Source organism: Burkholderia sp. AU18528, from assembly GCF_002223215.2.
GTDB classification, from domain to species: Bacteria; Pseudomonadota; Gammaproteobacteria; order Burkholderiales; family Burkholderiaceae; genus Burkholderia; species Burkholderia semiarida.
Genome location: NZ_NKFC02000006.1, coordinates 805968 through 827409 on the forward strand (window position 1 = coordinate 805968; position 21442 = coordinate 827409).

The window sequence follows — 21442 nt, forward strand, 5'->3', positions numbered from 1 at the left end:
CATCAGCGCGCGCTGGCGACCGACAGCTTGGCCGGAATCAGCTTCAGCGTGCTGAACGCGTCGGCGATGCTCTGCTGGTACGCGAGAGTCGCGTCGGTGATCGGCTGCACGCCGTAGCCGGCGCGCTTGAGCGCGACTTCGAGCGTCGGCGCGTCGAGGCCGACGAGCGGGGACAGTTGCGCGGCCACCTCGGGCACGTGATCGCGCGCCCAGCGGTCGACCGCGTCGACTTCGTCGAGCAGCGCACGCAGCACCTGCGGGTGCGCGGCCGCGTACTTGCGCGCGGCGAGGTAGTACTGCGTATTGCGCACGAGCGCGTCGCCGTTCGCGACCACGCGCGCGCCGAGCTGCCGTTCGGCGGCGGCCAGATACGGATCCCAGATCACCCACGCATCGACGCTGCGCTGCACGAACGCGGCGCGCGCATCGGCCGGCGTCAGGTAGATCGGCTGAATGTCGGCATAGGTCAGGCCCGCGCGCTCGAGCGCCTTCACCAGCAGGTAGTGGACGTTCGAACCCTTGTTGAACGCGACCTTCTTGCCGCGCAGTTGCGCGACGGTTCGGATCGGCGAATCGGGCAGCACGACGATCGCCTCGCCCTGGGGCGCGGGCGGCTCGTTGCCGATGTAGACGAAATCGACGCCGGCCGCCTGCGCGAAGATCGGCGGGGTTTCGCCGACCGTGCCGACGTCGATCGCGCCGGCGTTCAGCCCCTCGAGCAGTTGCGGGCCGGCCGGGAATTCGAGCCATTGCACGGCGACGCCCTGGCTCGCGAGACGCTTCTCGAGCGTGCCGCGCGCCTTGAGCACGACGAAGTTGCCGTATTTCTGGAAGCCGATGCGCAGCCGCGTGCCGCCGGCGTCGGCGCGTGCGGGCGCGGCCGCGAGCGGCCCGAGCGCGAGCCCGGCCAGCCCGGCGGCCGCGCCGTGCAGCCACTGGCGGCGGCGCGGGTTCGCCGGAGTCGATTCAAGGTCTGCGTGCGGTGTGTCGTTCATCGAGGCGTCCTGCTGGCGGGTTCACGGGCCGCGCGCGAAGGTGGCGCGGCCGGCGCAGGACCGGGCCGGATGCGGGCGACGCACGCAACGGGCCGGCCCGCGCCGGAGTCAGGACGATACGGCGCGGCGGGCCGGCGGCCAACCAACGAATCCGAATATGCAAATCAGCGGCCGGACGATACGTAACCGGTGACGCGGCAGCACGCCGCCGCGCTCACTCGGTGACGAGCAGGCTTTCCTCGATCGAGTCGACGCGATCCGGATAGAACGCGAGGTGCCCGCGAATCGATTCGACGGCCGGATTCGGATGCTCGTACGTCCACACGGCGTTGATCGAGCGTTCGCCGCCGGCCGGAATCGAGTAGTACGCGCAATCGCCCTTGTACGGGCAGTAGGTCGCGTGTTCGGTGCGTTCGAGCAGCGACATGTCGGCATCCTCGCGCGGAATGTACAGCACCGCCGGATAGCTGGCCTCGCGCAGCACCAGCGCATGGCGCGTATCGGCGACGACCTTGTCGGCCACCTTCACGATCACGCGGGACGAATGCGGTTCGATCAGGATCGGGTGATCGGGGCCCGGCGACTTCACGGGACGAGAGGGCGTATCGGGGTTGATCGGCATCGGGTTCCTCCGGAAAGGGCGGCGCGCACGGACGCGCCGTGCCGGCATGTGCACGCCGGGCGGATTCCCGCGCGCCGGCGCCGGCGTCGGCCAATCGATACGATGCACCCATTCCGGAGAACTTGCAGGGGGCCGGAAGGCCGTGCGGCGGTTTTCGATCGGGTGTCCGGGCGGCTCGCGGCGGCGGCGTTCGGCATGCATGCGGCGCTCGCATGGACTTTTCGATGCCGCGGCAGCGGGATGCATCCACGACGATAAGCAACGCGGAATTAATTGGTAAGCGATCGGCGGGAGGCGCGCGAAGATCGGCGGTCGTCAATCGCATGACAGCCTTTTTTATCCGCCACCATGAAGAATCCTTTCGTTTCGTCAGCCGCGCGCCGCACGCGCGGCGTATCGCATGCCGGCGCCGCGCTCCGCTGCATCGCCGCGTCGTTGCTATTGGCGGGCGCCGCGACGCACGCGCTCGCGGCGCCCGCGGGCAAGACGCTCGTGTACTGTACCGAAGGCAGCCCGGCCGGCTTCGATCCCGGCCAGCACACGACGAGCACCGATTTCGATGCGAGCACGTACCCGATCTACAACGGGCTCGTGCAGTTCAAGCGCGGCACGCTCGATCTCGTACCCGCGCTCGCGACGAGCTGGGACGTGTCGCCCGACCAGCGCACGATCACGTTCCACCTGCGGCGCGGCGTGAAATTCCAGACCACCGCGTGGTTCAAGCCGACGCGTCCGTTCCAGGCCGACGACGTCGTGTTCACGTTCCGCCGGATGCTCGACCCGGACGATCCGTTCCGCAAGGCGTATCCGGTCAGCTTCCCGTATTTCAGCGATCTCGGCTTCGACCGCAACATCGAGCACATCGAGAAAGTCGACGACTACACGGTGCGCTTCGTGCTGAAGTCGCCCGACGTCGTGTTCGTGCGCAATCTCGCGATGGCGTTCGCGTCGGTGCTGTCGGCCGAATATGCGGGGCAGCTCGCCGCGCGCCATCGGGAGTCGGACATCAACCAGTTCCCGGTCGGCACGGGGCCGTTCGTGCTGCGTACGTACCAGAAGGACGCGCTGATCCGCTACGACGCGAATCCCGACTACTGGAACCCGGACGACGTGAAGCTCGCGCGCCTCGTGTTCGCGATCACGCCCGACCCGGCCGCGCGCTTGCAGAAGCTCGTGGCCGGCGAGTGCCAGGTGTCGGCGTTTCCGCGGCCGGCCGATCTCGAGACGGTGCGGCGCGACCCGAAGCTGACGCTGTTTTCGGGGACGGGCTTCAACGTCGGCTTCGTTGCGTACAACACGCAGCATCCGCCGCTCGATCGCGTCGACGTGCGGCGCGCGCTCGACATCGCGATCGACAAGGCGGCGATCATCAAGACCGTGTTCAACGGCGACGCGACGATCGCGACGAACCCGATGCCGCCCGCGCAATGGTCGTACAACCCGCGCCTGAAGGACGCGCCGCGCGATCCGGCCGCCGCGAAGGCGCTGCTCGCGCAGGCCGGGTTTCCCAACGGCTTCGACCTCACGCTGTGGGCGATGCCCGTGCAGCGCCCGTACAACCCGAACGCGCAGTTGATGGCGCAACTGATCCAGCAGGATTGGGCGAGGATCGGCGTGCGCGCGAGGATCGTCAGCTACGAATGGGGCGAATACAACCGCCGCGCGAAGCACGACGGCCAGCACGACGCGATCCTGTACGGCTGGTCGGGCGACAACGGCGACCCCGACAACTGGCTCGGCACGCTGCTCGGCTGCGACGCCGTGCACGGCAGCAATCTCGCGAAGTGGTGCAACAAGGACTTCGAGCAACTCGTGACGGCGGCGCGCTCGAATGCCGATGTCGCGAAGCGCACGGCGCTGTACGAGCAGGCGCAGGTGGTGTTCAAGGACCAGGTGCCGTTCACGCCGATCGCGACGTCGATCGTGTCGCTGCCGATCTCCAGGCGCGTCCACGGGCTGACGTTCTCGCCGCTCGGCGGGCACCGGTTCGACGGTGTGTGGCTCGATTGACGGAAGGGGGGCCGGCGCGCCCGTGCGCACCGGCGTTCGCCGCGTCAGTCGAGCGCGACGGCCGCGGCCGTTTCGACCGGCGTGCCTTCGAGCGCGACCGACGGCCGGCCGTCGGGGCCGACCGGCACGTCGCCGACGAGCGTCGTGCGATATAGCTGGCGGTCGAAGTCGAGATCGAAGATGTCGACGGGCGCGAGATGCGCGGTCGCCCGGTTGTCCCAGAACGCGATGCTGCGCGGCTCCCACTTGAAGCGGATCGTGAATTCCGGCCGCGTCACGTGCTCCCACAGCAGTTCGAGCAGCGCCTGGCTCTCGCGCGGCGTCAGCCCGACGATCGATTTCAGGAAGCTCGGGCTCACGTACAGCGCGCGTTCGCCGGTTTCCGGATGCACGCGCACGAGCGGATGCTCGGTCACGAGCGGGCGGCGCTCGACCGCGTCGTCGAATGCGCCGGTCGCGCGCGCGCCTGGCGGTGGCGTGAAGCGATGGATGCCGCGCAGCGTGTCGACGAAGCCGCGCAGCGGCGCGGACAGCGTTTCGTAGGCGCGCACGAGGTTGGTCCAGTGCGTGTCGCCGCCGTACGGCGGGATCGTCACGCCGCGCAGGATCGATGCCCACGGCGGATTCACGGCGGCCGTCACGTCGGTGTGCCAGCCGGTCCAGGGCCGGCGCACCGGTTCGCCTTCGAAGCGCGTCGCCTTGCGATGCTTCGCGATCGAATAGACGGCCGGATGGCCGTCGACATGCCCGAACACCGGGTGCCCGACCGTCGGCTCGCCGAACTGCGCGCAGAACGCGACATGCTGCTCGTGCGTGAGAAATTGTTCGCGGAAGAAGACGACGCGCCATTTCAGCAGCGCGGCGCGGATCGCCGTGATCTGCGGCGTCGTCAACGGTTGCGTGAGGTCGACGCCGCGGATTTCCGCACCGATGTGGGCGGACAGCGGGATCACGTCGACCGGCTGGGCGGGGGGGGCGAGTAGGGCGCTCATGCGACGCTCCTGGCGGAAGTGAACGGGGAAGACGGACGACATCGTTGCGCGTGCAAGCGTCGGTCCGGTGGCGCGATGTTCATGGCGGGTGTCCGGCAGGGAGTGGCGCGGCGGCGCGCGGAAAAAAGGGAAAGGAAACAGGCGAAAGGGCGCCGCCGCGGGACATGGACGTTATTGCAGCGTGGCGCCCGGCCCCTTCAGCAGGACGCTCCGGCGGCCGTCGATGCCGACCGGCACGTCGCCGTGAACGGTCGCGCGGCGCACGACCCGGCGCGCATCGCCGTAGTCGTTGATCGCATAGTGCTGCGTCGCGCGGTTGTCCCAGATCGCGACGTCGCCCTCCTGCCAGTTCCAGCGCACGGTGTTCTCGAGACGCGTCACGTGCTCGTGGAACACCTGCAGCAGGTGCGCGGAATCCTGCGCCGACAGCCCCTTGAGCCGCTGCACGAAGTGTCCGAGCACGAGCGTACGCTCGCCGGTTTCTGGATGCACGCGCACGACCGGGTGCTCGGTTTCGTAGACGGTCGACGTGAACACTTCGCGGTAGCGCTTCAGTTGTGCATCGTCGGCGTGCACGTGCGTCGACGCATAGTCGTAGGCGTTCGTGTGCAGCGCCCACAGCGTGTCCGCGAGCGCGCGCAGCGAATCGGGCAGATGCGCGTACGCGGCGGCCGTGTTGGCCCATACGGTGTCGCCGCCGAACGGCGGGATCACGACCGCGCGCAGGATCGAGACCTTCGGATACGCATCGACGAAGGTCACGTCGGTATGCCACGAATTCGCGCGTGCGCCGTGCGCGGAATCGAGTTCGAGCAGCGCCGCGCTGCCGTCGACGGACGGCACGGTCGGGTGCGCGACCGTGTCGCCGAAGCGGCGGGCGAACGCTTCCTGCGCGGTGTCGTCGAGATGGTGCTGGCCGCGGAAGAACAGCACCTTGTGGCGCAGCAGCGCGGCGTGGATCGCGTCGAACGTCGCGTCGTCGAGCGTGGCCGACAGCCGCACGCCGGAAATTTCGGCGCCGATCCGGCCGGCGACCTGGCGAAGCTGAAGCGGGACGGCGGCCGTGCGCGGCGCGGCGTGCGAAGCAGGCGAAGGCGAGTGAGCGGCGTGCTGGACATCGGACATCGGGAGTCTCCTGGAGTCGGGTCGGTCGAGCCTCCATTCAAGCAGGCGCCGTGCGGATTCGGAACCGATGAATCGTCACAACCTTAGCGTGCGGGCTGCGCTGAACGATATGTGTCGTCATGCTGAGCAATGCAAACGCGTCGCATCGCTACCACGCGAGCCGCCATTCGCCGATCGGGTGCGCTCGCGCCGCGTCGATGCGCTTGCCGCCCGACGCGTCGTCGCCCGACGGGTCGCTGTCGTCGAAATCGGCGAGCACCGTGGCGCGCAAGCGCGCGAATGCCGGCGAATCGCGCCGGCGCGGGCGCGGCAGCGCGACGTCGACGATGCGCGCGATGCGGCCCGGACGCGGCGCCATCGTGACGACACGGTCGCCGAGATAGACGGCTTCGTCGACGTCATGCGTGACCAGCAGCATCGTGATGCGTTTCTGTTCCCAGATGCGCAGCAGTTCGTTCTGCATCTTCGCGCGCGTCTGCGCGTCGAGCGCGCCGAACGGCTCGTCGAGCAGCAGCACGCGCGGCCGGTTCACGAGACCGCGCGCGATCGCGACGCGCTGCGCCATCCCGCCCGACAACTGGTTCGGAAACGCGTGCTCGAAGCCGTTCAGCCCGACGAGGGCGATGTGTTCGGCGACCGCACGCCGTTTCGCGGCGGCGTCCAGCGGCGCATTGCGCAGCGCGGCGCCGATGTTCTGTTCGACGGTCAGCCACGGAAACAACCGGTGATCCTGGAACACGATGCCGCGCTGTAGCGACGTGTCGCGCACGCGTTCACCGCCCGCGCGGATTTCGCCCGTGTAGTCGGTGTCGAGCCCGGCGACGAGCCGCAGAAGCGTGGACTTGCCGCAGCCGCTGGCGCCGACGATCGTGACGAATTCGCCGGCACGCACGTGCAGCGATACGTCGTCGAGCACGGCGAGCGCCGCGTCGCGTCGCGCGTAGTGCTTGCTTACATGGAGGATGTCGAGCGAATCGGAGGCGAGGGTCGTCATGGCGGTACGAAGAAGGGGGCGGAAAGGAGGCAAGGGGCGCTCAGCGCGTGAGGTCGCCGCGCCGGGCCAGCACCTTGCGCTCGATCGCTCGCGCGGTCGCGTTCAGCGCCCAGCCGGTTACGCCGACGACGATGATCCCGAACAGCACGAGATCCATCCGGAACTGCTCGCTGCCGTCGATCAGCGTGTTGCCGATCCCGCTGCCGGCGACGAGCAGGTATTCGGCGCCGAGCGTCGCGAGCCACGAATAGATCAGGCCGAGATACAGGCCGGTGAAGATCGACGGCAGCGCGGCCGGCAGGATCACGTGGCGGATCAGCTGGAGCCGCGAGTAACGCAGCGCGCGGGCGACGTCGACATACGCGCGCGGCACCGCGTGAATGCCGTCGCAGGTATGGGCGGCGACCGGCAGTAGCGCGGCGAGCGACAGGAACACGACCTTCGCGACGTCGCCGAGGCCGAACCACACGGAAATCAGCGGAATCCACGCGAACAGCGAGATCTGCTTGAACGTGTCGAAGCTCGGGCCGACCATCCGCGCGGCGATGCGCGACAGCCCGAGCACCGCGCCGAGCAGGAGGCCGCCCGTCGCGCCGATCGCGAACCCGCACGCTTCGCGCGCGAGCGACGCCGACAGCGCACGGCCGAGCGCGCCGCTTGCCGCCTGCGCCCACGCGGTGTGCAGCACGTCGGCCGGGCCGACGAGCAGCCCGCTTGTCACGAGATGCGCGGAAGCGATCGCCCACCAGAGCGCGAACGCCGCGAGCGGCAGCACGAAGCCGCGCCAGTCGGGCACATGCGGACGGCGGGCGGCCGCGGCGGATGTAGCGGTGGTAGCGGTGGTAGCGGGCGGTGTGGCTGACGGCGCGGCGGCATGCGGCACGGGCGATTCTCCTTCGGTTGGGCGGGCGGGCCCGTTCAGCCGCGAAACGCGGACGGCACGCCGCGGCGCAGGCGCGCTTCGAGTGCGTCGAGCGCCCGGTTGATCAGCAGGCCGACCGCGCCGACCACGACCACGGCTGCCATCACGAGATCGAGCTGGAACAGTTGCCGCCCGTACACGATCAGGTAGCCGAGCCCTTCGGACGACGCGACGAGTTCGACCACGACGAGCGCGAGCCACGACTTCGTGAACGCGAGCCGCACGCCGGTCGCGAGCGTCGGGATCGCGGCCGGCAGCACGACGTGGACGATGCGTTGCCGGCGCGTGTAGCCGAACCCGCGCGCGACTTCGTCGAGGGCGGGCGGCGTCTGGCGAAACCCCTGCAGCGTGCTCAGCGTGACGGGGACGAGCGCCGCATGCGCGATCAGCAGGTACTTCAGCGGCTCGCCGACGCCGACGAGCAGCAGCAGGAACGGCAGCCAGCCGAGCACCGGGATCTGCACGAGCGCGTTGAAGCTCGGCAGCACGTAGGCTTCCAGCGTGCGCGACAGCCCGAGCGCGACGCCGATCGACACGCCGAGCAGCGTGCCGGCCGCGAAGCCGACGAGCACGCGTTGCAGGCTGATCAGCGTGTGGCGCACGAGATCGCCGTTCGACGCTAGCTCGGCCAGCGTGTCGACCACGCGTTCGGGCGGCGGCAGGATTTGCGGCGCGATCCAGCCGCGCGCGCTGCCCACGCTCCACAGCGCGAACAGCAGCGCGGGCAGCACCCACGGCGCGAGCCGCCACGCGAGCCGTTCCAGCGCGGCCGCGCGGCGCGGCGGCACGGCGAGCGTGCGCGACTCGGACGACGGGACGGGAAACGCGGTGTCGCTCATCGGGGTCGATCCGGTCAGGAGAGAGGCTTGCCGGCCGCGTCATAGCGCGGCCAGTAGTTTTCGAGCTTGAGCGTGCGCAATGCATGGTCGAGATACTTCGGCTCGAACCAGCCGTCGACGTCGACCGGCTGACGGATCAGCTTCAGGTTCAGCGCGTCCTGCGCGACGGCCTTGTAGCGCGCGACGACGAACGGGTCGATCAGCGGGGACAGGCGGTCCTTCAGGCGCTGGTTCGCATAGTCGGCCTGCCACGACGTGTACGGCACGCCGCTCTTCGCCCACAGCTTGAACAGCGCGTCGCGGTTCGCCTCGTCGGACGACCATTGCGCGCCCTTCACGAACGCGGTGACGACGCGCTGCACGATGTCCGGGTGCGCGCGTTCGAAATCGTCGAGTACGAGCAGGTGGGTCTGGCGCGTCAACTGCGGGCCGTCGTTCTGCGATTCGTAGATGATTTTCGCGAGGCCCGCGTCGCGCAGCTTGTAGAGCCCGTAATCGCCGACCGACGCGTCGATGCCCTTCGACGCGAGCGCGGCCAGCGAACTGGCGGCGTCGAGGTTGATCACGCGCAGGTCGCGTTCGCCGAGGCCGTTCTTCGCGAGCGCGTTGTCGGCGACGAGCTGCAGGTTGGTGCCGCGGAAGATTGACACGCGGCGGTCCTTCAGGTCCTTGATCGAGCGGATCGTGGAGTCTGGCGGCACCGCGATCTTGATGCCCGATCGCACGCTCGCGGCGAGCAGCAGGCGCGTCTTGATCCCGTTCGAGCGCGCGAGCACGGCGGGCAGGTCGCCCTGGTATGCGAAGTCGAGCGCCTTGTTGGCGATCGCCTCGTTGACGGCCGGCCCCGCGCCCTTGAAGAACAGCCATTCGACCTTGATGCCGTCGGCGGCGAATTCCTTTTCGACGAGCTGCTGCAACTGCACCGTCGCGGCGCTCGATCCGCCGAACGTCGGTGGGTCGCCGGCGCCCTGCTGGGCGACGCCGATGCGGAGAATGGCGGGCTTGTCCGCGTGCGCGGCGGCGGCCGGCAACGCAACGAGGGACGCGATCAGCAGTGATCGCAGCAGGCGCAGTGGAAGCATGAATCGATGGATCCGGAACGTTGGGGAACGAGGCCGGGCCGCAGCCCGTCGGGTCATTCTCGATGACGCCCGGAGGCCGGACAAGCAACGATTTGAACTATGCTTATCGCCGCGCGGGGGATCGCGGGAGGGACCGAGCGCGCTGCAGCAGCACGAGCAGCGCGATCGACGTGATGGCGGGCCCGATCTGCGGCAGCGTCATCCACGGATTCAGAAACTCGTACAGCGGCAGCGCCCACATCGCGGCGACGGCGCATTGCTCGCCGCGCCGCCAGCCATGCTGCGAGCCGATGGCGATCATGCAGGCGATCGGAATGCACAGCCACGACAGTTCGTAGTGCCAGACATACGGATTGGCGACGAGCGTCGCGACGACCAGTACCGCGCCGCGCAACCGCGTGTCCCGGCTGCGGCGCCAGACCTGGCACGCCGCCGCGAGCGCGATCGCCGCGACGGCGGCCTGGCCGGCGAACGCGGCGGCGGGCGACAGGCCGGCGAGCCGAAACGACGCGAATGGTGTCGGCGACGCGAACCAGAACGGCACGCCATGCTCGATGATCAGCGCGCGCAGCGCGCCGGCATTCCGCAGAAACAAGCGGAGCGGTTCCATGCCGCCCGCCGCGATGCCCAGTGCGGTGATCGCGATCGCCCATGCCGCGGCCCATGCGACCGCGCGCCACGCGCGCGCGGCGATCAGCACGAAGGGGAACAGCATCGCCATTTGCGGCTTGACCGACAGGAGTCCGATACACAGGCCGGCCAGCATCGGCCGCCGGTCGACGAAATACACGGCGAGCGCCGCACAGGTGGCGGTCAGCATCGCGTTCTGTCCGTACATCGCGGTGACGAGCACCCCGGGGCACGCGAGCAGCGCGAGCCAGCCGATGCGTGTCGCGCCGGGCACGGCGCCGAGCCCCGATACGCGCCACACCGCGAGGCCGAGCAGCACGACGCCGAGCACGACGAACAGTGGATAGCTGATCGCATAGGGCAGCAGCGCGAGCGGTGTCACCGCGAGCAGATACGACGGCGGGTACAGCCACGGCAGGAATGCATGGCGGCCGGCCAACGGGAACAGTCCGGCGAGCGCGCGCGAGAACGCGGGGATGTCGTAGGCCTGCCACGGCGAGCCGTGGAGCATCAGATGGGACGCGGACCAGAACACCATGTACCCCGAACCGGGGCGGAACGTGCCCGGTTCGGTCGAGCGAAGGCCGATCCAGAGCAGGACCGCCCCCAGCAGTACGCCGATCGCCAGCATGACCGCACTGTAAAGCGCGATGCGTGCGGGGGTGAGCCAGGCGCGGACGGGTCGTTCGCCGCGCCGTATCGGCGAGCCGGAAATATCCATGCGGCGCTACTTGGCCGACAGATTGCGCGGCACTTCGGAAAGCCGGTTGTGCACGCGGTAGCAGAGGGCGGCCGCCATGCGTTGCATCAGCGGATCGCACATCCGGTCGGTGCGCTTCGTGGCGACGACCTCGGCGCCCGCGTGCCAGCGTTCGAGCATCGCGGGAATCAGGGACGGTGGGCCCTGCAGGTCGGCGTCGGTCAGGATCACGGCCGCGCCGGCCGCCTCGTCGAGGCCCGCGGTGAGCGCGGCCTCCTTGCCGAAGCGCCGCGTGAGATCGACGATGCGTACGCGCGGATCGGCGACCGCGATGTCGATCAGCTTGTCCAGCGCGCCGTCGCGGCTGCCGTCGTTTACGCAAACGATTTCGAAGCGCGCGGTGCCGATCGCTTCCGGTATCGGAACGGTGGTCGCGAAGAACGCATCGATCGCTTCCGCTTCGTCGTGAAACGGCGCGACGAGCGATACCAACGGCTTCAGGGTGTGCCTGGACATACGTCCCCCGTGAGATCCGGTCTGCGGCGCGTTGTCTGGTTCTGTTGCCGGCGAACGTGCGGAAACGGGCCCGGACCGGTGCGCATGTCGCGGTTATGACGGCCTCGCTGGCTGCCGCCGGCCGGGGCGGCGAACCGTCGGATCATTCTACGCACGAACGGCACGCGAGTGACAGCATGCGCGGGTTTGCTCGGGGGGATTTTCCGCGATGCCGCCCGTGCCGAGGGGCGTTGGCGTTCGGACCGGTCTGCATACGCGCGCAACCGTTAGCATGTTGCTGTCACGACGGTAACGGAGAGGGGCATGCAAGTCCAGGATCTGACAGGCGCGGCGCTGGATTACTGGGTCGCGATCGCGGAAGGCCATGATGCGCCACGTGCCGACGCGTACGGATGCACGTCGGTTCGCACGGCGGGCGGCGTGCCGGCGCCGTTCGCGCCGTCGTCGTCCTGGGCGGACGGCGGCCCGATCGTCGATCGGCGGCCGTTCGCCGCGTTCGAGCGCGATGGCGGGCGGGGCGCGTGGCGCGCCGTGTTGCATCGGGCCGTGCCGGCCGCGGGCGAGCGCTGCACGTTCAACCAGTCGGGGCCGACGCTGCTGATTGCCGCGATGCGCACGGTCGTCGCGTCGACGTTCGGCGACGACGTGCCCGACCTCGATATGGCGCGCCCGCGCTGACCGTGCGTCGCGCGCCGCGCGGCGCCACTCAGGCCGACACGTTCCGGATGGCGATCGACGCGACGTCGACGCGGCGCGGCAGGATCGCGTCCGCCGCCGCGCGATCGGCGACGCGCTGCAGCACGTCGATGTCGGCGCCGCTGAGGCTGCGCTGCGCGAGCGCGGCCCGGCGCGCGATATCGGTGGCGGCGTCGGGCGGCAGGCGCGTGAGCGACGCATAGACGCTCGCGTAGTCGGCCGGGTGCGCGAGCGCCCATTGCCCCGCCCGGGCGAGCCGCGCGAGCACGTCCGCGAGCGCCGCGCGCTTGCCGCGATCGTCGAGCGTTTCGACTGGCGACGTGAGGAACGCGAGCCCCGAGTTGATGCCGCTGCCGTCGCGGACGATGCGCGCGCCGCGTCGCACCGCATGCCCGTAGTACGGATCGAACGTGGCCCAGATGCCGATCCGCTTCGCCTCGAACGCGGCGAACGCGTCGACCGGCAGGACGAAACGCACCTCGACGTCGCGCGGCGCGAGCCCATGTTCGCGCAGCGCGCCGTACAACTGGTATTGCGAGATGCTGCCGCGCGCCGACGATACGACGACGGTTTGCCCTTTCAGGTCGGCCACGGTGCGAACCGGCGAGTCCGGCTGCACGACGATGCCGAGCGACGTCGGCGAGCCGACGCGCGTCGCGACGATCCGCAGCGACGGATCGCCGAGCGCGGCCGTCAGGACGGGCAGGTCGCCGGCCGGCGCGAGATCGATCGCGCCCGCGCGCTGCGCTTCGAACAGCGGCGCGGCGCCCTGGAAGTTGGCCCAGCGGAACCGGTACGGCGTGCCGTCGAGCACGCGCGCCGCTTCGGCCAGCGCGCGCAGGCCGCCGGCCTGGTCGCCGAGGACGAGCGTGACGCCCGACAGGTCGGCGCCGGCCGCGCGGGCCGGCAGTGCGAGGCCGCCCGCGAGCGGCGCGGCGGCGAGGGCGGCAAGGCGCTGCAGCGCGCGGCGGCGCGCTGTGGCGAAAGAGTGGGTCATCGGCGGCGTGTCCTCGGTGATCCGCGCGCGGACGGCGCGGCTGCCGGGCAGGTTACGGAATCGGTTTCCGGCCGACAAACATCGAATCGTGAAATGCATATTCGTGCGGAGGGCGGCCGGTTTGGCCGGTGCGGCGGCGCCCGACCCGGCGCCCGGGCGCGCACGTCTTACGCGGCCGGCCGAATCGTCCGCAGGAATGCCCGCACGGCCGGCGCCTTTTCGAACCGCCGGTGCGCGAGCGCGAGCGCCGACATGATCGGCTTGCCGGCGATCGGCCGGTACACGACGCCCGGCAGCGACACGCAACCGGCAAGTGCATCGGGGATCACCGCGACCCAGCCGTTCACCGACACGCACGCGAGTACCGCGAGCAGGCCGCCCGGCCGCGCGGCGACGACCGGCGCGAAGCGGCCGCGGCGCGCGACTTCGAGCGTGCCGAGCGCCTGTTCGGGCACCGCGAAGCGCGCGTCGGCGAGGTCCGCCGCGCGCACGGTCGCCATCGCCGCATAACGCGAATCGGCCGGCACGGCCGCGACGAACACGTCGCGCTGCAGCGTGACGATCCGCAGGCCGCCGGGCAGCGCCAGCGGCGGGCGCACGTACGCGAGGTCGAGCCGGCCCGTGTCGAGCTGGTTCGCGACGTCGTCCATCGGCACCTCGCGCAGGTTCAGCTCGATGCGCGGGTGCGCGGCGCGGAACGCGCCGACGGTGCGCTGCAGCGTGCCCGAATAGACGGCCGACGACACGTAGCCGATCTCGATCCGGCCGAGTTCGCCGCGTTCGGCCAGCGCGGCGAGTTCGCGGCCTCGCTGCAGGTGCTCGACCGCGGCTCTCGCTTCCGCGAGATAGGCCTCGCCGGCCGCGCTGAGCGTGACGGCGCGGCGCGACCGGTGAAAGAGCCGCACGCCGAGCGCGCGCTCGGCTTCCTGGATCTGCCGCGTGAGCGCGGGCGGCGCCATGTCGAGCGCCTCGGCCGCGCGTGCGAAATGCAGGTGTTGCGCGACGCTCAGGAACGCGCGCAGATGACGGAATTCGAGCTGGCCCATGGTTGCAGTTTTCGTCAATGAAACAACGTGGAAGTATCAATGACAGGCAATACCGGGCAAGCCTAGCATACGGCTCGTACATCCTGTTCCGGAGTGACCGATGTCCCCGTCTTCACCGGCGTCGCGCGCAAGCGCGGCCGCCACCCCGCCCGCCGGCGCCCGTCTGCCTGCCGCGGCGACGCTCGCCGTCGCGTCCGCGACCTGTTCGCTGATCGTGCTCGACACGAACGTGGTGGCCGTCTCGCTGCCGAGCATCGCGCGCGGCTTTCACGCGAGCTTCGCCGATATCGAGTGGGTCGTCAGCGCGTACATGACCGCGTTCGCCGCGTGCCTGCTGCCGGCCGGCGGGCTCGCCGACCGCTTCGGGCGCAAGCGGATGCTCTTCGGGGGGCTCGCGCTCTTCTTCATCGCGTCGCTCGGCTGCGGCGTCGCGCCCTCGGCGGGCTGGCTGATCGCCGCGCGTGCGGTGAAGGGCGGCGGCGCCGCGCTGCTGCTGACCGCGGCGCTCGCGGTGATCGCGAACCGTTTCCCGGACGGCCGCGAGCGCGCACGCGCGTGGGCGATCTGGGGCATGTGCATGGGGATCGCGACGGCCATCGCGCCGCTCGTCGGCGGCGCGATCACGCAATGGATCGGATGGCGCTGGGTGTTCCTGCTGAACTTGCCCGTCTGCCTGCTGCTGGCGGCCGGCGCGCGCGTCGCGATCGACGAATCGAACGATCCCCATGCGAAGCGCGTCGACGTGGCCGGCAGCCTGCTGTTCGGCGCGGCGCTCGCCTGCGCGATCGCGGCGCTGATCGGCGCGCCGTCGCACGGCTGGCTGTCCATCGCGACGCTGGGCCGGCTCGCACTCGCGGCGGCGCTGCTGGCGGCGTTCGTCGGCGCGGAGCGCTGGCAGGCGCGACCGATGATCGATCTCGCGCTGTTTCGCCAGCCGCGCTTCGTCGGCGCCGTGCTCGCGATGTTCGGTTACGCGGCGTGCGCGCAGGTGATGATGACGTTCCTGCCGCTGTACCTGCAAAACGCGTTCGGGATGTCGGCGATCGATGCAGGGCTCGGGATGCTGCCGTTCGCGTTCGCGATGATCGCCGGCCCGTCGCTCGGCGCGGCGCTCGCCGCGCGCGTGTCGTCCGGCGGCGTGCTGGCCGGCGGGCTCGCGCTGATCGGCGCGGGCAACCTCGCGACCGCGGCGCTGACGGGCGGCGGCGACTACCGGCTCGTCGCGCTCGGCATGTTCGTGACGGGGTGCGGCGCCGGCATCATGAACGGCGACACGCAGAAAGCGATCATGGCGTGCGTGCCGCCGAATCGCACGGGCATGGCGTCGGGCATCAGCACGACGACCCGCTTCTCGGCGATCGTCACGGCCGTGGGCGTGCTCGGCGCGGTGCTGGCGGCGAGTACGCATGCGCGGCTCGACGGGCTGCTGTCCGCGACGCCCGGCCTGCGCGCATTCGTCGACGCGCCGTTCATGTCGAGCCTGCTGGCCGGCGACCTCGCGCAGGCGCTCGGCCGCGTGCCGCCATCGGCTGCCGGTGCGCTCGCACAGGCGGCGCCGGCCGCGTTCGCGAGCGGATTCGCCGATGCGCTGAAGGTAAGCGGCGTACTGGCGCTGGTTGCGGCCGTCGTTGCGTACAAGTTGCTTACGCAACCGATGCGCGAACCCGCGTGACGCAGACGCTTGCATGCGCAGCGCATCGTTCTGCTGTCGATGCTCGGGGTCGCTCGTCTCGCTGCCGGTGCGGCTCGCACTCTCACGCGGCACGTATGACCCGGTACGTCCTTTGACGCATCCCGTCAGCCTTTCAGTGCGTCGCGATCGACTTGCGCGTCGTGCAGCTTGCGCATGGCGTCGCGCAGCTTGGCCTGCTTGTCGGCGAGCTTGCGTTGCGCGTTGTTCAACTTCTTTGCATCGCCGAGCGCTTCGGCTGCATGGGCTCGTGCCTGTGCGTCGCGCACCTCGTCCTGCGCGTGCTGCAGATCGCGCTGCTTGTCGGCGACCTTGCGCTCGGCGCGCGCGAGCTGGCCGGCGTCCATGCAATTGGCCTTGATCTGTTCGAGCGCGGCCTGCTGGCGCATCGCCTGGTGCGCGTTGCCGAATCGCTTCGCGTTGTCGATCTGCGTCTGCAGTGCACGAATGCGTGTCGCGCAATCTTGCGTATCGGCGAAGGCGCCGGTGTTCGCGAGCAGTGCGGCGGGAATGGCCAGGATAACGAGCGTTTTCTTCATGGTGGGGTTCTCGACAGGATAGCGGCCGGGTGAATCAGCGATGCGGTACGGTCGCGGCGATGTTTCGAGAACGCATTCTGACGATTCGGTACCGGGCGCGTAAATAGGATTAGTCTGACTTGAGTCCGAATAGGGAATCGCACGGACCATCCGCGCGTGCACGGGTTGAGCAGCGAATCGTTGCAGGCGCGGGCGGCGGAAGGGGAACGCCGCGTGACGCCTGCGCCGGTCAGTGCGGTTTCGTCGCGAGGCGATGGATGCGTGCCGCTTGCGCGACGCGCGCCGGGTGGGACGCGTGACCATGCGCGGCCGGTGTGCGGCGCGGGCGACGGGTCGGCTCCGGGGAATCGGCGACGTTCGGTGCGGTTTTCACGGTATCCGCATCGATTCCGGAAGCGGCGATCGCGGCGACGGCCGGCAGCATCGCGTCGGCGTCGAGCCATGCGCGCGTCGCTTCCGCGATCAACCCGCGCAGCCACTGCACGCCTTCCACACACGATCCCGATTCGTTCCACGTCATCCGGTACACGATGTCCGGCGGCTCGGCTGGCAGCGCGACCGCGGCGAGCGGCAGCAGCTTCGCGTAGTGCCGCGCGAGCCGGTAAGTGGTGGTGAGGATCAGGTCGGCGCGCACGAGCGCATGCGCGGCGAGCTCGAAGTGCGGCAGCGTGACGGCGATGCGCCGTTGCAGGCCCACGCGTTCGAGCTGCCGGTCGATCGCGCCGGACGCTTCGAGCCACGACGGCGTCGGGCACAGCTGCGGCGCCGCCGCGAACCCGGCGGCCGTCATCGCGCCGCGCCGCGCGAGCGGATGCGTCGCGCGCATCAGGCACACGACGCGGTCGTCGAACAGGTCGTCCTGACGGAAGCGCGACCGGCGTGCGGGCCGGTTGTCGATCACGACGTCGAGCTCGCCGTCGGCCAGCGCGCGCTCGTCGTCGAACCCGTCGCCGAGCGGATGAAACACCAGTTGCGCGTTCGGCGCACGCTCGCGAAACAGCGCGACGAGTTTCGGCACGAACAGCACGTTCAGGTAGTCGGGGCAGCCGATCCGGTAGGTGCGCACCGACGTGCGCGCGTCGAACGTCGGCTGCTGGATGCGGATGAAATCGATCACACGCAGCGCGTTGCGCAGCGGCTCGATCAGTCGCGCGCCGAACTCGGTCGGCACCATCCCGTAGCGGCTGCGCACCAGCAGCGGATCGCCGAGCAGCGTGCGCAGGCGCTTGAGCGCGGCGCTCGTCGCCGGCTGCGACATGTTCAGGCGCACGGCCGCACGCGACACGGTACGCTCGGTCAGCAGCACGAGCAGGATGCGCATCAGCCGCGCATCGAGCACGTCGAGCGCGCCCGAGTCGTCGGACGCGTCGCGGGGCGGCGCGGCCGGGTCTAGCGGATCGCGCATGTCGATACGCGTCCCGGCGAGGCGAGGCGGCCGCGCGACGCGGCGGCCGGCCGGCGGCCCGTCATTTCGCGAAGGTGCCCGGCCAGCCGACGATCCGCTTCGGGCGCGGCGGCGCGTAGGTGCGGACCTTCGACGTCTTCAGCTTCAGGCGCACCAGCGACTCGGCGAGCGCGACCGCGGCCGATACGCCGTCGACGACCGGCACGCCCGTGCATTCCTCGATCTGCCGGTCGAGGCCGGCCATCCCGCCGCAGCCGAGGCAGATCACTTCCGCATGATCGTCCCGCACCGCGCGCTGCGCCTCGCCGACGATCGACTCGATCGCGCGCGCCGGGTTCTCCTCGAGTTCCAGCACCGCGAGACCGCTTGCACGCACCGACGCGCAACGCGCATCGAGCCCGGCGAGCTTCAGGCGATCCTCGATCAGCGGCACCGTGCGGTCGAGTGTCGTGACGACCGAGTAGCGATGGCCGAGCAGCATCGCGACGCTCGCGGCCGCTTCGGTGATGTCGACGACGGGCGCCGTCAGCAATTCCTGCAGCCCTTCGCGGCCGTGTTCGCCGTAGCCGGCCTGGATCACCGCATCGTACGGTTCGTCGTAGCTCATCACGCGATCCATCACGGCGATCGCCGCGAGGTAGCTCTCGAAGTTGCCTTCGACCGACTCCGCGCCGAAGCGCGGCGTGAGCCCGACGATCTCCGTGCCGGGCGACGCGGCGGCCTGCGCCTGCGCGGCGATCGCGTCGGTGATCGACTCGGTCGTGTTGACGTTGACTACCAGGATCCTCATCCGTGACTCCGTATGCGTGTGTATCAGTGTCGCGCGCAGGCAACCGCGATGTGTTCGCCCGAGCGCGCTTCGTATTGCCGCTTGCGATCGGCCAGCAGCCAGTACACGCCGCCCGCGATCGCCGCGCCGAGCAGCCACGAGAACGGCGTCATCGCGCTGAAGGCCGGTACGACGGCGAGCGTGATCGAAATCAGCGCGGACGGCACGAGCGCCGCGAGCGCGTTGCGGTTCACGCCGCGCGTGTAGAAGTAGGCGCCGGTCGGCGCTTCGGAATAGAGATCGGGCACGTTCACGCGCTGCTTGCGCACGAGCCAGTAGTCGACCGTGATGATCCCGTACAGCGGGCCGAGCAGCGCACCGAGGCCGGACAGGAAATAGACGATCACGATCGGGCTGTTGTACAGGTTCCATGGCAGGATCAGCACGGCGATCGTCGCGCTGATGAGGCCCGCGCGGCGAAACGACAGGCGGTGCGGCGCGAGGCTCGTCAGCACGAAGGCCGGCGCGACGAAGTTCGCCATGATGTTCACGGCCACCGTCACGATCAGGAACGCGAGGCAGCCGAGCACGAGGAACAGCTTGTTCGGCACCGTCGCGATGATTTCCGTCGGGCTGTGGATGACGTGGCCGTTCAGCTTGAACTGTGCGCCGGCAAGCACGAAGCTGATCGTCGCGAACACGAGGATGTTGACCGGCAGGCCCCAGAAGTTGCCGACGCGCACCGTCTTCGCGCTCGGCGACGAACGGGTGAAATCGCAGAAATTGAGCACCAGCGTGCCGTAGATCGCGAGCCACAGCGCGCCGCCCGCGAAGATTTCCGTCCACATCTTCAGGCCGGTCATCGGCTTGCCGATCGACATCGCGAGGTGGCCGCCGGTGCGGCTGAACATCCACGCGGCGAGCGACAGCGTCGTGACGAGGATCACCGGGCCGGCGAGCCCCTCGTACTTGCGGACCATCTCCATCCCGTACGTGAGGATGCCGATCTGCACGAGCCAGATCGCGACGAACGTGATCCAGCCGAGCGTCGACAGCCCGAAGATCGCATTCCGGTCGAACGCGGCGAGGCCCGGCCAGATCGCGGTAAGCAGCACGCGCAGCACGACCGACGCGAGATAGGTCTGGATGCCGAACCATGCGATCGCGATCACCGCGCGAATCATCGCGGGCAGCATCGCCCCGTAGATGCCGAAGCTCATCCGGCTGATCACCGGGAACGGCACGCCGGTTTTCTGGCCCATGTAGCCGGTGAGATTCATGAAGCAGTACACGAGCACCGCGCCGATCGCGAGCGACGCGAGCATCTGCCAGCCCGACAGGCCGAGCGCGAACAGCCCGATCGCGAACGAGTAGTTCGCGATGTTGTGCACGTCGTTGGTCCAGAGCGCGAAGATGCTGTAGCGGCCCCACGTCCGGCCTTCGGCCCGGGTCGGCGCGAGATCGGGGTTGTGCAGCCGCGGGCTCGGCGCGGGCTCGCGCGCGGCCGTATCGTGTCGATGCGATGCGTCGTCCGCGCCGAGCCCGATGCTCGCGCGGTGGATGGCTTCCAGTTGCACGCCGTTGTCTCCTTCCATGTGCGGGGCGCGAAACCGGCCGCGTATGCACGCGGCGCGGGCCCGGCCGCCGTGGACGTTATGTGTCGGATTTGTTCGCGAGTATGGGCGGGAGGTACGGCGATGGGAAATTAAATATTCGGCTGGGGGGCATTCAAAAAACAAATGGAACGCGCCCGGCCGCGCCGGCCGGCGCGCGGCACGCAAATTGCGGGTCAACGGGTTCCCTTCACATCGACATCAGCGGAGGTGTCATGCAGCGATATTCATTTCGTCACGTATCGCGAGCCGTCTTCGCCGGCATCCTGATCGCGGGCCTCGCGGCAGGCGCGGGCTGCCAGAAGAAGAGCGACAACGCCGACTCGGGCGCATCGAGCGGCATGTCGGCCGCGCCTTCCACCGCGCCTTCCACCGCACCGTCGGGCATGCCCAGCAGCGGGGCGGCCGGCAGCAGCGGCGACACCGGCGCGAGCCTGCCGGGCGCGGCTTCGGCGCCGGCCGGCGCGAGCGGCGGCGGTTGACCCGCGTTCAGGCGGCAGGCGGGCGGCGCGCGAGCGTGTCGCCCACTTCCGGCCGCCGCAGTGCCCGGCGGCAGGTGCGCCAGACGGCGCGCGCGTAGTGGTGCGCATGAAAGATTTGCAAGGACCGTTGTAGCGATTTCCGGCCCGGCGGCGACGGCGTGACGCCGGCGTGCGTCGGCCGGCCAAGGAGGTGCGATGCAGAACGCGGAATCGAACCCTACCCCCGAAAAGCAGCGGGAACAGATCGAGAAGAGCCCGGTGAAGACGCCGGCCGCCGGCGACATGCCCGACGCGGCGACCCAGGCCGAGCAGGTCGCGCGGCGTCCGCTGACGCCGGAGGCAGTCGCCGGCAAGATGCCGACCGGCCTGCCGGAGATCGACGTCGATGCGCATGCGGTCGACAGCGGCGATCCGGTGCGTCGGGCCGCCGGCCGGATCGTCACGCTCGACAACGCGAACATGGCGATGACCGACAACACGGTCGACGTCGACGGCAAGGGCATGGAGGCGCGCACCGGCGCGTCCGAACTGCAGGACAACGTGATCTATTCGAACGCGTCGCTCGACGAAGCGGTCGCTACGCCCGACGAAGGGCTGGGCGGGATCGAGAGCCGGCCGTCCGGCAACCTGCCGCAGATCGCGACGCGGCCGGGCTGGCGCGTGCGCCATGTCGGCGACGTGGATATCGCGCACGGCGACGGCACGCGTGCCGAGCACGTGATCTGCCTGGAGCGGGTGGACGACTGATAGCCGGCGTTGATGCCGGCGTTTGATCCCG

At 69.9% G+C, this 21442-nt stretch carries 20 protein-coding genes and 1 pseudogene; 5 read left to right on the top strand and 16 right to left on the bottom strand.

The window, feature by feature from the left end:
* Window positions 1–2: 2 nt before the first annotated feature.
* Window positions 3–995 (bottom strand): sulfonate ABC transporter substrate-binding protein, encoded by a 993-nt coding sequence (locus tag CFB52_RS20510; protein WP_059639232.1) that lies wholly within the window; start codon window positions 993–995, stop codon window positions 3–5.
* A 214-nt stretch (window positions 996–1209) separates the two neighbouring features.
* Entirely contained in the window at window positions 1210–1617 is a 408-nt protein-coding gene (locus CFB52_RS20515; RefSeq protein WP_059583096.1) for a DUF427 domain-containing protein, read from the bottom strand.
* 348 nt (window positions 1618–1965) lie between these two features.
* Here CFB52_RS20515 and CFB52_RS20520 point away from each other — a divergent pair, with 348 nt between their 5' ends.
* Window positions 1966–3627, top strand: a complete 1662-nt coding sequence (locus CFB52_RS20520) for an ABC transporter substrate-binding protein (RefSeq protein WP_059582563.1) — start codon at window positions 1966–1968, stop codon at window positions 3625–3627.
* A gap of 44 nt (window positions 3628–3671) precedes the next feature.
* Here the strand turns inward: CFB52_RS20520 and CFB52_RS20525 are convergent, their stop codons facing one another.
* The 8 genes and pseudogenes from CFB52_RS20525 to CFB52_RS20560 form a co-directional block, all read right to left on the bottom strand.
* Entirely contained in the window at window positions 3672–4619 is a 948-nt protein-coding gene (locus CFB52_RS20525; protein ID WP_099317289.1) for a TauD/TfdA family dioxygenase, read from the bottom strand.
* A gap of 171 nt (window positions 4620–4790) precedes the next feature.
* A complete protein-coding gene (locus CFB52_RS20530) occupies window positions 4791–5744 on the bottom strand; it encodes a TauD/TfdA family dioxygenase (RefSeq protein WP_099317290.1) in 954 nt (317 codons plus the stop codon).
* A gap of 148 nt (window positions 5745–5892) precedes the next feature.
* Window positions 5893–6738 carry an ABC transporter ATP-binding protein gene (locus tag CFB52_RS20535; protein ID WP_099317291.1) on the bottom strand — a complete coding sequence of 282 codons (846 nt, stop codon included), beginning with the start codon at window positions 6736–6738 and terminating at the stop codon, window positions 5893–5895.
* Window positions 6739–6778: 40 nt separating this feature from the next.
* Window positions 6779–7621 (bottom strand): ABC transporter permease, encoded by an 843-nt coding sequence (locus tag CFB52_RS20540; RefSeq protein ID WP_089465515.1) that lies wholly within the window; start codon window positions 7619–7621, stop codon window positions 6779–6781.
* A gap of 35 nt (window positions 7622–7656) precedes the next feature.
* The gene (locus CFB52_RS20545) at window positions 7657–8499 is read right to left on the bottom strand and encodes an ABC transporter permease (RefSeq protein ID WP_060009457.1); all 843 of its coding nucleotides are present in this window, start codon (window positions 8497–8499) and stop codon (window positions 7657–7659) included.
* A 14-nt stretch (window positions 8500–8513) separates the two neighbouring features.
* Window positions 8514–9581 carry an ABC transporter substrate-binding protein gene (locus CFB52_RS20550; RefSeq protein ID WP_059582549.1) on the bottom strand — a complete coding sequence of 356 codons (1068 nt, stop codon included), beginning with the start codon at window positions 9579–9581 and terminating at the stop codon, window positions 8514–8516.
* A gap of 103 nt (window positions 9582–9684) precedes the next feature.
* On the bottom strand, window positions 9685–10932 hold the full coding sequence (locus CFB52_RS20555) for a glycosyltransferase family 87 protein (protein WP_099317292.1): 1248 nt from the start codon (window positions 10930–10932) through the stop codon (window positions 9685–9687).
* Window positions 10933–10950: 18 nt separating this feature from the next.
* A pseudogene (locus CFB52_RS20560) lies at window positions 10951–11427 on the bottom strand (glycosyltransferase family 2 protein); the annotation flags it as partial.
* A gap of 303 nt (window positions 11428–11730) precedes the next feature.
* Between CFB52_RS20560 and CFB52_RS20565 the strand changes: the two are divergent.
* A complete protein-coding gene (locus CFB52_RS20565; protein WP_099317293.1) occupies window positions 11731–12105 on the top strand; it encodes a phage protein NinX family protein in 375 nt (124 codons plus the stop codon).
* A gap of 28 nt (window positions 12106–12133) precedes the next feature.
* Here the strand turns inward: CFB52_RS20565 and CFB52_RS20570 are convergent, their stop codons facing one another.
* Both CFB52_RS20570 and CFB52_RS20575 read right to left on the bottom strand, forming a co-directional pair.
* A complete protein-coding gene (locus CFB52_RS20570) occupies window positions 12134–13120 on the bottom strand; it encodes an ABC transporter substrate-binding protein (protein WP_089465776.1) in 987 nt (328 codons plus the stop codon).
* A gap of 167 nt (window positions 13121–13287) precedes the next feature.
* The gene (locus CFB52_RS20575) at window positions 13288–14166 is read right to left on the bottom strand and encodes a LysR family transcriptional regulator (RefSeq protein WP_099317294.1); all 879 of its coding nucleotides are present in this window, start codon (window positions 14164–14166) and stop codon (window positions 13288–13290) included.
* A gap of 100 nt (window positions 14167–14266) precedes the next feature.
* Between CFB52_RS20575 and CFB52_RS20580 the strand changes: the two genes are divergently transcribed.
* On the top strand, window positions 14267–15838 hold the full coding sequence (locus CFB52_RS20580) for an MFS transporter (protein ID WP_099317295.1): 1572 nt from the start codon (window positions 14267–14269) through the stop codon (window positions 15836–15838).
* 125 nt (window positions 15839–15963) lie between these two features.
* On the opposite strand, the gene CFB52_RS20585 is transcribed toward CFB52_RS20580, so the two are convergent.
* From CFB52_RS20585 to CFB52_RS20600, 4 genes are all read right to left on the bottom strand, one after another.
* Window positions 15964–16395 carry a DUF1090 family protein gene (locus CFB52_RS20585; RefSeq protein WP_099317296.1) on the bottom strand — a complete coding sequence of 144 codons (432 nt, stop codon included), beginning with the start codon at window positions 16393–16395 and terminating at the stop codon, window positions 15964–15966.
* Window positions 16396–16624: 229 nt separating this feature from the next.
* On the bottom strand, window positions 16625–17800 hold the full coding sequence (locus CFB52_RS20590; RefSeq protein WP_099317297.1) for a LysR family transcriptional regulator: 1176 nt from the start codon (window positions 17798–17800) through the stop codon (window positions 16625–16627).
* Between the two features lie 61 nt (window positions 17801–17861).
* A complete protein-coding gene (locus CFB52_RS20595) occupies window positions 17862–18590 on the bottom strand; it encodes an aspartate/glutamate racemase family protein (protein WP_059639247.1) in 729 nt (242 codons plus the stop codon).
* Between the two features lie 23 nt (window positions 18591–18613).
* Window positions 18614–20164 (bottom strand): NCS1 family nucleobase:cation symporter-1, encoded by a 1551-nt coding sequence (locus tag CFB52_RS20600; protein WP_081066422.1) that lies wholly within the window; start codon window positions 20162–20164, stop codon window positions 18614–18616.
* A gap of 233 nt (window positions 20165–20397) precedes the next feature.
* Here CFB52_RS20600 and CFB52_RS34710 point away from each other — a divergent pair, with 233 nt between their 5' ends.
* Together CFB52_RS34710 and CFB52_RS20615 are read left to right on the top strand one after the other, a co-directional pair.
* On the top strand, window positions 20398–20664 hold the full coding sequence (locus CFB52_RS34710) for a lipase chaperone (RefSeq protein WP_059582530.1): 267 nt from the start codon (window positions 20398–20400) through the stop codon (window positions 20662–20664).
* 195 nt (window positions 20665–20859) lie between these two features.
* Complete coding sequence (locus CFB52_RS20615) at window positions 20860–21411, top strand: DUF3005 domain-containing protein (protein WP_059582527.1); 552 nt, start codon at window positions 20860–20862, stop codon at window positions 21409–21411.
* The last annotated feature ends 31 nt before the right edge of the window (window positions 21412–21442 follow it).